Here is a 13,366-nt window from a genome sequence, read left to right on the forward strand (position 1 = left end):
ACGGTTTCCATCCTTTTTTCAAAAAAGTTCACTATCTTAGCTGCTTCTGTAAAGCCAGCTTTATATATTGATCGGTTGTTAGCTTTTCTTTTTTCAAATCCTTTGTCATTTTAGTAATCTCTTTATCAGAATATCCAAGAGCCTTCAATGCAAGGATGGCTTCTTCTAATTCATGATGATCATTAACGTGCGTTGCTTCCCCATTTTCCTCAGTAAATAAGTTTGGAAAAAAGTCTGGGACTACGTTTTGTAGTTTTCCTTTTAGGTCTAGAATCATTTGTCTGGCTGTTTTCTTTCCCACTCCTGGGAATTTGACAAGAAAGCTCTCATCCTCTGCTTCAATTGCCTGTACCACTTGTTCAGGTACTCCAGAAGCAAGTATAGCAAGGGCACCCTTTGGACCGATTCCTGAAACATTTAATAACTTAGTAAACAGGAGTTTCTCTTCTCTCGTTTGAAACCCGTATAGGGCCATCACATCTTCTCTAACATAATGGTACGTGTAAACAATCACTTCATTCCCTATCTTGCCTGAAAAAAAGAATGGGTTAGGTGTGGCAATTTGAAATCCAATTCCTTGATTTTCAATGACGATATATTCTGGTCCTATGTATTCAACTTTTCCCTTAATAAATTCAAACAATTCTTTCTCTCCTCAACATTTGCTGTACCCCTCATTTTATCATAACAAATGAGGAGATACGAAGGAAAACTCAAAACGTGAAAAAAGTCTGTCTCTTAAAGAAAACAGACTTGTAGGCTATTCTTTTAATGTTTTTCCTCTGTTGAATACATTTTAAAGCTTTCTAGCACCTCAACATAATTATTTTTACTTTTAATTGGGATTCCTTTTTTCAATTGCTCATGCTTTGTACTTTCAAGTCTTCCAACATCAATTTGAAAAAAGGATTGAATAATATTGTAATTTCTTGGTTTTCCATTAAAAATGGTTAAGATTCCCTCATCAGTAATACCAAAGTAACCGTTTGTTTTTAATAAAGGTGAAATATCATCAATATTTTTATGAAATACTAATTTGTCTTTCCCCATATAAACCAGGTCCCACTCGTCATACTTTGCCCAGAAATTCTCCATAGACCAAATCGTTTCACGGACTACCTCTTGACTAATATCTCCATCCACATAAGCACGTTCTAAGATGACCGTTACATGAACTGGCATTTCCTCTTCTTGAACAATCCTCATCCCATCCATTGTTTTCCCTTGTATGTGCACAGAATGGGTGAAAAATACAGAAGTAAAAACAAATACCATCAGCATGGGGGAAAGAATTCTACTCATTTTGAACACCTCTATTATCAATAAGAGAATCAAAAAATGTTTTTCAAATTATATTTTTGCCATTGGATGGTCAAATTATCCAAAAAAATTAAGCGGACTGATTTTCCTGACAGCCCGCTTAATTGAATTTTCATATTAAAGCTATTTTTTGGATTGTAGCAAATCCCTTAAATCATCCTGAATTTGATCAGTCGGTCCCCCATCACGCAAATCATTATCAATGCTTCTTATACGACTGATTGAACTTGGATCGGTGACAACTGTTAGTTTTTTCCCTTTTACATACGGCTTAACTGAACCATTGATATCATTTATGGTTGATTTCTTCTTTCTGTTATCCTTCAAATTTACTGCCACAACCATATTTTTTCCATAGATGACCGTTTCAGCATCCTTAACATTTGGAACGGACTTGACTGTATTTCTTACCTTATCTGCAAGCTTTCCATCATAATTTGTATAATAGGACGGTCTACCCACATGATTATTTTGATTTATATGACCATGATAATTGGCATCTTCCTTACTAAAACGATTATCTCTTTCGAAGAAGTTCTTATCATAATCTGCAAGAGGCTTCGTTGGATTTCCTGGATTTCCGTTTTCATCTCTTGTTTCAAGAATCCGGGTCCTTCTGTCATTGGCAACTTGCCCCTCTTCCCCAAGAGTATGATCCATAATTTCGGTTAATGCTCCATCATTATCATTGTCCACCAGAGCATTTCCTCCACGATTAGGGGTTTCATTGGAATAATATCCAACGGGCTGCATTCGATTGCTATACCCATCTTGAACATTCGCCTCGTTATTCCCTCCACATCCAGCTATTCCGATTCCTAGCAAGGTGGATAATGAAAAAACCATTAAGCCTTTTCTATTCAAGCGAATGACCTCCTTCGCCAGTTTAAAGAGCAAAGTATGCTCTTTATTAGATTGTGACGAAGGAGGAATTTCATGCTGTCAGATAAGACCTTATAAGTCTTTTAACGCCAGTTGAATTTCCTTTATAAATTCCTTTCTCATATGGAATTGTGCTGTTGTTAATTCAATAATGGGTCTTACTCTTTTGGGGTTATTATAGCTTTTTTCCTTAATGATTCGATTCCATTCTCGCATAATATCGGTAGGAAAGGCGAGAGCATAGAGGAATCCTTTTTCACTCAAGTTTTCATTTATCCCTTCATACTTCCTTAGTTCCAGGAGACTCCAGCCTAGATATGGGAGAATTCGATTCGCATATTGTAAATAATCAAATTTTTCTTTTCCAATAGCTATTAAATCAAAATCAATTAACGATAAGTCATTGCTCTGGTTGCGAAGAAAATTATGATGAGCAACATCCCCATGTAAAATAACTGTGTTCCCATGATTAAAAAAACCCTGTTCCTTTTCTAAACCTTTGAGGGACCAATTTGCCCATCTGATTAATTCTTGAGTGTAATCTTCTTTAATAAAAAATTGAATGATTCGCAGATTGTCTAGGAATAGATTTGTACGCTCTTTCCACTTATCGATCAATTGAAAGGTTGGAATCAATCTTTGATATCGATTAACGAGCTTTTCTGTCGTATGATGAAAGCTCCTTAAGAGCCTTAACCCTTCAAGGCGATCTTTTTCCTGATAATAAGAGAACATTTCTTTAGACGGTGTGATGTATTCTAGGCAGCCATAGTATTTTTTATCAAATAACATTGGTGGATCCTTAAATATATTTAGAAAATGATACGTTTTGTTAAATCCTTCTTTTTTTAAGGATTCAGTAAATGACTCCTGTAGCTTCATTCGATGATAAGAGGAAAACCCTTTAAGGATAAAATTGACTTTCTTTGATTTGACAAAAAAAACATGACTTCGAATTCTATTAATGGAGTGAATATGAAATGGAACTTGTTCTTTTAAATAGCTGAGGAGACGATTTTGATGGTCGTCTCCCGGGGTATTAATCGTCAAGTTCTTCTTCATTGCTTCGTTGCATCGTCTGACCCATTGGACCATAGCTATACGGTGTCATATATGGTGGCTGGGTCTGCCATTGTGGCCCATATGCAGGTGTGAAGACTGGTGGCATCATACCTGGTCCAAACATCGCTGGATTATATCCTCCTGGGCCAAAAGAGCCTAATTCGTAGCTTCCGGCACCCATTCCTTCATGTGCAGTTTGCGGACCACCACATCCACAATCATCCATCGGCATACCCATTCCTTGAACCTGTGGAGCAACAGACATTTGTTGCGGTACCATCGGCATATCTGCATCAGGAGATTCATCAAAATCTATTCCTTCCTGGAGGGGTTGCATTTGAGGATAGCCCATTGGGGCAGCTCCAAATGGTGCTCCTCCCATTTGAGGATATCCGTATGGAATTTGACCATATGGCATACCCATTTGCATTTGCCTTCCTTGCTGCAGCTGTGGCATAAATGGCTGTTGTGCTTGCATCATTGGTTCATCTTGCATCATTGGTTGACCCTGCATCATTGGTCCACCTTGCATCATTGGCTGTCCCTGCATCATTGGTTGACCCTGCATCATTGGTTGACCCTGCATCATCGGTTGACCCTGCATCATCGGCTGGCCATGCATCATTGGTCCACCTTGTTGGTATGGCATAAATGGTGCCTGTTGGAAGCCAAAAGGTGTCTGACCTGGAACGCCTTGATAGGTTGGCTGCATGTTAGAGAAACCTTCTGGACTTTCCGGATCAAAGCTTCCCATACCTGTACCAGCAAAGGATGGAGTGTATCCTGGCATTTGTGGCATAAATAATGAAGAAGATTCATCATGATCAAAATTTCCCTCTACTCCTGGAAGCATACTTGTTGGAACAAATCCAGGATTCTGCATCATCCCTTGAACTTGTGGTAGTGGCTGATCGTAAGCTCCTGCTACCTGAGGAAATTGCTGGCCATATGCCCCTTGAACTTGTGGAAACGGTTGTTGCATTGGAAATGGAACTGGAACTGGCGCATGAACAAAAGGTGCACACGGGTTTACAGGGTAACAAAATCCAGGTCCTGGCATTACTGGTGTGATTGGGTAGCAATACATGCAAGGACACATTTGTGGTTGTTGAACCTCTTGAATCGGCATTTCAATTGGTGACTCTTCTTCAATAGATTCCGGACTTTCTTCCATTATTGGCATTACTTCTGGTGGAGCCTGAGTGGTTTGCTCCACAGATACATTTTGCTGCATATTCATCAGATAGTAATTATTAATGTCTATTTCTGGGATCACTGGCTGAGGCATTTTTGGCACGTATGGTGCTTTTGGAATTTCCTTAGGTACTTCTTTTGGAGCTTGCACAATTGGTGCTTCTTTAATAGGTGCTTCCTTTATAGGTGCTGGGGCTGGGGCTTGGATTGGTGCTTCAACAACTGGAAGTGGTTTTTCTTTTGTAAATGGATGCTCCATAACGGGAAACTCCTTCTTGGAACCCATAGGGATTTCTTTTTTCACGGTTCCACCTGTTGTAGGTACTTTTATTTTCATACCGGGCATGATCATATCAGGATTACTTAGCTGGGAATTCATCTGTTTTAGCTCTTCGAAGTTTACCCCATATTTTTTGGCGATTTTCCAAAGAGTATCCCCTTTCTGAACGATATGGATCTTCACTCTGCTTCCCTCCTATGCATAAGTCCATATAGTGTATGACGAAATGGGCAAAATGCTAATAATCTTCACAAAAACTTATGCATAAAAGGAAAAAAATATGAGTAAGTCGCTTAAAATCAGTGGATTACTACTTTTTTATTGGGCAAAAAAAGAGAGTTACCTGCATGACTCCATCTGTCCGAGTGAACAAATGTGATTAGTACATGTCAGGCAACCTCTGACCGATAAAAATTATTAAGATTGTGCAAGCATTCTATCTAATGCCAGCTTTGCCTTTTCAGCAATTTCCTCTTCCACATTTATGATATTTGAGAATTCTCCTCTTTCAATGGAGTCTAAGCACCAAACAAGATGAGGTAAATCAATTCGATTCATTGTTAAACATGAGCACATATATGGGTTTAATGAAATGATGTGACGGTCAGGATATTGCTTAATTAAGCGATTGACAAGATTGGTTTCTGTTCCAATGGCCCAGGATGTTCCTGGCTTAGAATTTGCAATTTGATTAATAATATAATTGGTCGACCCAGCTAAATCTGATAAAGCAACGACCTCTCGGCTACATTCAGGATGAACAATAATCGTCATTTCTGAGTATTTCTTCCGGACAGCCTCAACATTTGCCACCGTAAAGTTTTCATGGACTGAGCAATGACCTTTCCATAAAATGACTTTGATTTTTTCAACGGAGCCTTCATATTCTAAACGGTTCTCTGCTGGGTTCCATATTGCCATTTCTTCTAAAGGAACTCCCAATTGATAAGCCGTGTTCCGACCTAAATGCTGATCAGGTAGGAATAATATTCTTTCCTTTTGCTTTAATGCCCAAGTCACCATCTCTTCTGCATTAGAGCTTGTTACTGTAGCACCACCATTTTCACCGACAAATGCTTTAATGGCAGCAGTAGAGTTGACATAGGTAATGGGTATTACAGTATCCCCAAATAGCTCTGTTAGTTTTTTCCAGGCTCTTTCTGTTTGGTGAATGTCGGCCATATCCGCCATTGAGCAGCCAGCCCTCATATCTGGTAAAAATACCGTTTGATTCTCTGTTGTTAGAATATCTGCTGTCTCTGCCATGAAATGCACACCGCAAAAAACAATATATTCGGCATCTCGATTTTCTGCAGATATTTGTGCAAGCTTTAGTGAATCCCCTGTTGCGTCTGCAAACTGAATGACTTCATCCCTTTGATAGTGATGACCTGGAATAAACAACTTTTTTCCGAGTTTTTCTTTTACTTCTTTTACTCGTTCCTCTAATTCTTCAACAGTCATCGATTTATATATTTCTGGTAGATTATTTGTTTTTTCAGCGGTTTCAAAAATGTTCATTTATTTCATCCCCTTACATGAACTTTTACACTTATATCAAGAGCTTTGACGGTATGGGTTAAGAACCCTAATGATATAACATCAACACCACAATCCTTGTAGCTCCCAAGATTATTCAAGGTGATTCCACCTGATGCCTCTGTTATGATTCCTTTTGGAACATATGGAATCCATTCCTTTATTTCCTCTGGTTTTCGGTTATCAAACATGATGACGTCAACGCCGGCATTAATAGCCTCCAGCATTTCTTCCTTCGTTTCCGTTTCAACCTCAATCTTTACCATATGTCCAAGATTTTTTCGAACCTTTTCCACCGCTTTTGAAATTGAGCCTGAAAAAGAAATGTGATTATCCTTAATCATGACTGCATCGTATAGCCCAAAGCGATGATTCAAGCCTCCCCCACATCGGACAGCATATTTTTCAAGCATTCTTAAGCCTGGAGTTGTTTTTCTTGTATCCACTATCTTGGTTTGTGTGGTTCCTAAAATGTTGACTGCTTCCCTTGTTTTTGTTGCAATCCCGCTCATCCGTTGCACAAGGTTTAATACGACACGTTCCCCTTTAAGCAACTCAGCCACTCTTCCGCGAACAGTGGCAAGTCTTTGTCCCTTTTCAATTCGCTCACCATCCTTAACGAGCAAATTAATTTCAACCTTTTCATCGAGTAAAGAAAATCCAGTCTCAATTACAGCTTGACCGCAGAAGATTCCATTTTCCTTCGCAAGGAAGACAATTTCTCCTTTTTCTTCCTCTCCAAAAATGAGCTCACTAGTTACATCTCGTTCTCCAATATCCTCAAGAAAAAATTGCTCAAGTAGTAATCTTAGCTTTAATCTGTTCATTCGCCTCTACCTCAACTTTCTGTCTTTTCTGAATGATGATTTTCTGTCTCCACTTTTTATCGTTTTCAAAAGGATAATCCTCTCTGAAGTGGCCACCCCTTGATTCTGTTCTCTTCATGGCAGAATCGGTAATCAACCAGGAGGTAATTAGCATAAAGGCTCTAGAAATATCCTCCTTAGAAAGCCTTCCAAGGTCAGCATTCACCCATTTTTCAATAGAAAAACCTTCAAGCCAGCTTTTTTGCTTTTTCAAATTTTCATAGTTTCTTACGATTCCTGTATAATCCATCATTCTTTGTTTCAATTCATCTACTTCTGGAAGCTTTAAGTTTAAGGCTTCATTTATTTTTCTTTCATCCATCTTTACCTCTTCCAAAACCCCTATAGGAGCTTTAGCATGAGTATTAATCCACTCAGCTAGCCTATTGCCAAAAAATAGCCCTTCTAATAAGGAATTACTTGCAAGTCGATTCGCCCCTTGGATTCCAGTACAAGCCACCTCTCCGATGGCATACAAGCCTGAAATCGAAGTTCTTCCACATGAGTCCGTCTTCACACCACCCATTAAAAAGTGGCAGCCAGGTACAACAGGAAGGAGCCCTTCTGTTAAGTCCATTCCATTGGTTTTACAAATAGTTGAAACGGTCGGGAAATGCTCTTCAAAATTCTCTATGTTTGAAATGTCTAAAAACACATCTTCACCATGTGAGATATGGTCATAAATAGCCTGGGAAACGATATGTCGAGGAGCTAAATCACGCATTGGATGGACATCATCCATGATGGTTTTTCTATCCCTTGTCACTAAACGTGCGCCTGCCCCACGAACAGCCTCTGAAACCAGTCCTCTTGTTTTTCCGTCAACAAAAAGAAGGGTTGGATGGAATTGGATAAACTCCATATCTGCAATCTCAGCACCTGCGATATAGGCAAGGGCAATCCCATCTCCTGTTACTGTATCTGCATTTGAAGTATAGCTGTACACTTGACCACAGCCTCCTGTCGCTAGCACCACATGTTCTGCATAAAAGACTTCTTCAGTTCCATCTGGATATTTCCCCATGACTCCAACACAGCGATTATTGACAATTAATAGCTTATAAACAGTCACATTCTCCACAACGAACACATTATCATTCATATTTCGGAAAAAGTAATCCATGATGGTTTTTCCAGTTGCATCGCCACCACCATGAACGATTCTTTTCTCGCGGTGAGCGCCCTCTAACCCTAATAAAAGCTGCCCCTTTGAATCTTTATCAAATAGGCAACCATTTTGGAAAAGCTCCTTTATTAAAAAGGGAGCCTCTTTTGTCATAGCTAAAACAAGATCCCCATTATTATGATAACGTCCTGCCTCCATCGTATCTAAATAGTGTTTATAGGGATCATCTTTATCTCCCAACGCTACCGCCACCCCACCTTGAGCCAAGTAGGAGTTTCCATCGTTTAAATCTGATTTTGTGAGAATCATCACATTTACATCATTTCTCAATTTTTTTGATAATTGCATGGCGGCCACACCGCTTCCAATTATCAATACATTGGAGTGTCTCATTATTTTTTACCCTCCGTTTTTACACCTGTCTTGACACTTATAATTACATAGATTTAAAATTATGACAAGTGTTTTCATAGTAATGAGCTTAGAAAATGGAGGTACTTATGATATATTTCGATTATGCGGCTAGTTGTCCACTGGATAAGGAAGCTGCAGAGACCTATATAAAAGCAGCTACTGATTATTTTGGAAATTCAAAAAGCCTCCATGACATTGGAAATAAAGCCTATAATCTACTAGAGTATAGTCGCGCACAGCTTTCATCCGTTTTAGGTATCGATAAGGATGGACTTTATTTCACATCTGGTGGGTCTGAAAGTAACTATTTGGGAATTCAAACTCTCAAAGGATCGCCACTTAAAAATGGAAAGCATATCATCTCAACTTCCGCAGAGCATTCCTCAGTTGGGAATACTTTAGAAAAATTGAAGGAAGAAGGCTATGATATTACGTATCTTGACTTTAATCAGGATGGGGTAATAGACCTCATGGAGCTAGAGAAGGCAATACGCAAGGACACGATTCTCATTACCGTACAGCATGGAAATCCAGAAATAGGCACGATTCAACCGATTTCAGAAATTAGCACATTATGTCAAAAAAATGATATACTCCTGCATAGTGACTGTGTGCAAACATTTGGCAAACAAGATTTAAAAACGATTTCAAAGCTTGTTGACAGCTTTTCAATATCCGGCCATAAAATTTATGGACCAAAAGGAATCGGTGCTTTATATCTCTCGCCAAAAAGGGCATGGAAGCCTTATTATCCTGGAACTTCACATGAAGGAGGGATTAGACCAGGAACGGTCAATGTCCCAGCAATCGCTGCAATGACGGTTGCTGCAGTGAAGATGGAAAAAATGCGTGAACAGCTCCATGAGCATTATCAAATTCTTCGCAGACAACTCCTTCAACAATTAGAAACGATGGATTCAAGATTCATTTTCTATGAGTTTAATAATCAATTACCCTCAACCATAGGTATGCGTGTTAAGGGGATTGAGGGACAATGGATGATGCTAGAGCTTAACCGCCTTGGTTTTGCTATTTCAACAGGAAGCGCCTGTCAAATTGGTTTGCTATCACCATCTAAAACTATGAAGGCTCTTGGTGTCACCGGAAAAGAGGCAAAGGAATTTATCCGTATCTCCTTTGGTAAAATGACATCCATCAATGATGTTAAGCAATTGGGAGAAGCCATCCTGTCTATTGTAGAAAATGCAGAAATCAAGGTGTAAAAGGTGTGAATTTTTTAAGAAAGGGGGTTCTTACCATTGAAGGAGAAAAGACTATCGGGGGAACAAAGAAGAGACCTAATTCTTAATTGGTTAAAGACAAGTAATCGTCCAATCACAGGTAGTGAGCTTGCCGAAAGAGCAAATGTCAGCAGGCAAGTCATAGTCGGAGATATCACTTTACTAAAAGCCAAAAATGAACCCATTATTGCCTCAAGTCAAGGGTACTTATATTTAGTTCATCCATCTACTTTCACGGTTTATGAACGAACAGTGGCCTGCTCCCATCCACCTGAACAAACCGAGGAGGAGCTCAATTTATTAGTAGACCATGGAGTAACGGTAAAGGATGTTAGAATTGAGCATCCTGTTTACGGCGATTTAACGGCTTCTATTCGGGTATCTAATCGAAAGGAAGTCAAACAATTCATGGAAAAAATAAGAAACACGAAGGCTTCCTATCTTTCTGAACTAACAGATGGATACCATCTACATACGATTACTGCAACTTCCGAAGAAATACTAGATGAAGCGGTAGAAGCCATGAAAGAAGCAAATTTTTTAATTGATCAGCAATAAAAAAGGCCTGTCCTAAAGGAAAAATGCCATTCACCATAAGAGGATATCTAAATATGGTGAATGGCGCCTTATGGGACGGCCTCTTTTTTTATACTTCCGTTCGAGCAGATGTCTCCCCGACTGTGGAGGATTCCTTATCCAATTGAAAATAAGGATAGCTTCCTAGTATTTTTACCGAGCATCCTAATGCTTCAAGCTCAGCCATTGCCCCTGGAATCAATACATCGTCTAAAGACATTTCAATGTCAATTAAAAAGAAATAATTTCCAAGCCCTGTCTTCATTGGCCTTGATTCAATTTTTGATAGGTTCAGCTTGCGCCAAGCAAAGGCAGAAAGGACTTGATGCAGCGCCCCTGCTTGGTCAGAAGGTAGCGTCACCATCAATGTTGTTTTATCCCCAACTTTATATTTCATTTGCTCGTTCAAATCAATAGGATTCTTAGACAAAATGATAAATTTTGTATGGTTAAAATCAAAGTCGTGGATATCAGCTTTTGCAATAAATAAGCCATACTCTTCTGCCGCTAATTCATTGGCAATCGCTGCTGCCTTCTGATTGGGATGATCAGCCAAGAATTTCGCAGCCGCTCCTGTTGAAGTCACACTCTCGTATGGTATGCCCTTAAAATTTCTATGTAAAAATTTATGGCACTGGGCAATCGCATGGGAATGACTATAGATTATTTCAATATCCTCCCAATGATCTGCCTGGTTAGGATGTACAAGAAAATGCTGACGAATGGGCGCTGTAATTTCCCCCACGATTGGTAAGTCTACCTCATGAATCAAATAATCAAGCGTAATGTTAACTGACCCCTCTAACGCATTCTCTAATGGAACTACAGCTATATCTACTTCATCATCCATCACTGCATCTAAACAATCTGGAATGGTTATATAAGGAATAGCGGTTAATCCAGGGAACATTTTTTGAACAGCTAGGCCAGTAAAGGTTGCTTTTGGACCTAGATAGGCAATCTTCATTTTTCCTCTCCTCCTACAAGCTAAAAAACATCTATCTTTATTGCTTTAATGTAACCATGTAATACTAGAAAAAAAACAGGGCTGAGGTACCTCTTTAAGCACCCGACCCCAGCACCTCAACCTTATCAACAAATTCAAGCTTTCTTAACTCAGCTAGCAATTCATCTATTTCTATTCCCATTTCAGAGATGTTTAAAGATAACGTAACATTCGCTCTTCCAAGCAAAGGGATGGTTTGATGAATGGTCAGAACATTGCAGCCTGCTGTCGCCACAACACTTAATAGATGGGATAATGTTCCAGATCTGTCCTCTAGATGAAAAAACAATGTAATAAGCTTCTCCTTCACCATTGTATGAAAGGGAAAAATGGTGTCTCTATATTTATAAAAGGCACTTCGGCTTAAATCCACCTTTTGTACAGCCTCCCATACAGATTCCACTTTTCCTCGCTCTAGCATCTCTTTTGCCTCTAACGTCTTTTTCATCGCTTCTGGAAGTACATCTTCACGCACTAAATAAAATTTTTTATCTAATTTCTTATTTTTCATTTCCCCACCCCATGAACCAACCAGCTTAATCCATAAACTCGAATTCATATTCTAACAGCTTCACAGTGTCTCCATCTTTCGCTCCTCTTGCTCTCAATGCATCGTCCACACCCATACCTCTAAGCTGGCGTGCAAATCTGCGAATAGATTCATCCCTTGAGAAGTCTGTCATTTTGAACAATCTTTCTATCGAATATCCTGAAAGCACGAAGCTGCCATCAGGATCCCTTGTGATGGCGAAATCAGGTTTTTCCGCTTCGTGTTTGTATAATACTCGGTTAATGCTTTCATCCTCTTCCTCAGCTTCGTGTGTAAGTGGGAACTCAGGTGTATTCTCAAGCTTATCTGCAATCGCAAAAAGTAAATCCCTTAAGCCTTTACGGGTAATAGCTGATATCGGAAAAATTGGATAATCCTCTTTTAATTGTTCTTTGAACTTTTTAAGATTTTCTTCTGCTCCCGGCATATCCATTTTATTGGCAACAATAATCTGCGGACGTTCCGTTAAGCGTAGATTATATTCTTTTAATTCATTATTGATTTTTTGATAATCATCAAATGGATCTCGCCCTTCAGTTGCAGCCATATCAATTACGTGAACGATAACCCTTGTTCTTTCAATATGCCTTAAAAACTGATGGCCAAGCCCTACTCCTGAGTGTGCCCCTTCAATTAATCCAGGGAGGTCCGCCATAACAAAGCTTCTGCCATCTTCTGTTTCAACCATTCCTAAGTTTGGAACAATCGTAGTAAAATGATATTCAGCGATTTTTGGCTTGGCAGCTGAAACAACTGAAAGAAGTGTCGATTTCCCAACACTTGGATAACCAACCAGACCCACATCGGCTAAAAGCTTTAATTCAAGGACGACATCTCGTTCCTGCCCAGGCTCACCTTTTTCAGATAGCTCTGGTGCGGGGTTTGATGGGGTTGCAAAACGAGAATTTCCTCGACCTCCTCGACCACCCTTCGCAATAACCGCACGCTGTCCATGCTCTGTTAGGTCAGCTATTGTCTGATTTGTCTCTGCATCATACACAACCGTACCCGGTGGAACCTTGACAATCATGTCCTTCGCGTTTTTTCCATGCTGATTCTTGCTCATCCCATGTTCCCCTCGGGGAGCCTTAAAATGTCGTTGGTATCGGAAATCCATTAAGGTGCGCAAGCCTTCTTCTACTTCAAAAACAACATCTGCACCCTTTCCTCCGTCCCCACCAGCTGGACCACCTTTTGGTACATATTTTTCCCGGCGGAACGCAACCATTCCATTACCGCCGTCTCCACCTTTAACATATATTTTGACTTGATCTACAAACATATTTTTCCTCCCGTCGAAAGTCTGTAAA

Annotated in this window: 12 protein-coding genes and 1 pseudogene; 2 read left to right on the plus strand and 11 right to left on the minus strand. The window is 39.6% G+C overall.

The window, feature by feature from the left end; genetic code table 11:
* Positions 1-31: 31 nt before the first annotated feature.
* The 8 genes and pseudogenes from ruvA to nadB all read right to left on the minus strand — a co-directional run bounded on the left by ruvA (position 32) and on the right by nadB (position 8,662).
* A complete protein-coding gene (gene ruvA / locus BQ6100_RS15185) occupies positions 32-643 on the minus strand; it encodes a Holliday junction branch migration protein RuvA (protein WP_075982428.1) in 612 nt (203 codons plus the stop codon).
* Between the two features lie 125 nt (positions 644-768).
* A complete protein-coding gene (locus BQ6100_RS15190) occupies positions 769-1,302 on the minus strand; it encodes a BofC C-terminal domain-containing protein (protein WP_075982429.1) in 534 nt (177 codons plus the stop codon).
* A gap of 141 nt (positions 1,303-1,443) precedes the next feature.
* Entirely contained in the window at positions 1,444-2,184 is a 741-nt protein-coding gene (locus BQ6100_RS15195) for a YhcN/YlaJ family sporulation lipoprotein (RefSeq protein ID WP_084780427.1), read from the minus strand.
* Positions 2,185-2,274: 90 nt separating this feature from the next.
* Positions 2,275-3,264 carry an aminoglycoside phosphotransferase gene (locus tag BQ6100_RS15200; RefSeq protein WP_075982430.1) on the minus strand — a complete coding sequence of 330 codons (990 nt, stop codon included), beginning with the start codon at positions 3,262-3,264 and terminating at the stop codon, positions 2,275-2,277.
* Positions 3,265-4,501: 1,237 nt separating this feature from the next.
* A pseudogene (gene safA / locus BQ6100_RS22025) lies at positions 4,502-4,921 on the minus strand (SafA/ExsA family spore coat assembly protein); the annotation flags it as partial.
* 234 nt (positions 4,922-5,155) lie between these two features.
* The gene (gene nadA, locus BQ6100_RS15210) at positions 5,156-6,259 is read right to left on the minus strand and encodes a quinolinate synthase NadA (RefSeq protein WP_075982432.1); all 1,104 of its coding nucleotides are present in this window, start codon (positions 6,257-6,259) and stop codon (positions 5,156-5,158) included.
* 5 nt (positions 6,260-6,264) lie between these two features.
* Positions 6,265-7,104 (minus strand): carboxylating nicotinate-nucleotide diphosphorylase, encoded by an 840-nt coding sequence (nadC, locus tag BQ6100_RS15215; RefSeq protein ID WP_075982433.1) that lies wholly within the window; start codon positions 7,102-7,104, stop codon positions 6,265-6,267.
* Entirely contained in the window at positions 7,073-8,662 is a 1,590-nt protein-coding gene (gene nadB, locus BQ6100_RS15220; protein ID WP_075982434.1) for an L-aspartate oxidase, read from the minus strand. The genes nadC and nadB overlap by 32 nt, the downstream gene beginning before the upstream one ends.
* A gap of 107 nt (positions 8,663-8,769) precedes the next feature.
* Between nadB and BQ6100_RS15225 the strand changes: the two genes are divergently transcribed.
* Both BQ6100_RS15225 and BQ6100_RS15230 read left to right on the plus strand, forming a co-directional pair.
* On the plus strand, positions 8,770-9,906 hold the full coding sequence (locus BQ6100_RS15225) for an IscS subfamily cysteine desulfurase (RefSeq protein WP_075982435.1): 1,137 nt from the start codon (positions 8,770-8,772) through the stop codon (positions 9,904-9,906).
* Between the two features lie 36 nt (positions 9,907-9,942).
* On the plus strand, positions 9,943-10,482 hold the full coding sequence (locus tag BQ6100_RS15230; RefSeq protein WP_075982436.1) for a transcription repressor NadR: 540 nt from the start codon (positions 9,943-9,945) through the stop codon (positions 10,480-10,482).
* An 88-nt stretch (positions 10,483-10,570) separates the two neighbouring features.
* Here the strand turns inward: BQ6100_RS15230 and pheA are convergent, their stop codons facing one another.
* The 3 genes from pheA to obgE all read right to left on the minus strand — a co-directional run bounded on the left by pheA (position 10,571) and on the right by obgE (position 13,338).
* Complete coding sequence (gene pheA, locus BQ6100_RS15235) at positions 10,571-11,467, minus strand: prephenate dehydratase (RefSeq protein WP_075982437.1); 897 nt, start codon at positions 11,465-11,467, stop codon at positions 10,571-10,573.
* A gap of 94 nt (positions 11,468-11,561) precedes the next feature.
* Complete coding sequence (locus BQ6100_RS15240) at positions 11,562-12,017, minus strand: ACT domain-containing protein (protein WP_075983594.1); 456 nt, start codon at positions 12,015-12,017, stop codon at positions 11,562-11,564.
* Positions 12,018-12,042: 25 nt separating this feature from the next.
* Positions 12,043-13,338: a GTPase ObgE gene (obgE, locus tag BQ6100_RS15245; protein WP_075982438.1), complete on the minus strand. Its 1,296-nt coding sequence runs from the start codon at positions 13,336-13,338 to the stop codon at positions 12,043-12,045.
* Positions 13,339-13,366 lie beyond the last annotated feature (28 nt).

Origin of the sequence: Bacillus massilinigeriensis, assembly GCF_900117315.1 — a bacterium.
GTDB lineage: Bacteria > Bacillota > Bacilli > Bacillales > Cytobacillaceae > Bacillus_BE > Bacillus_BE massilionigeriensis.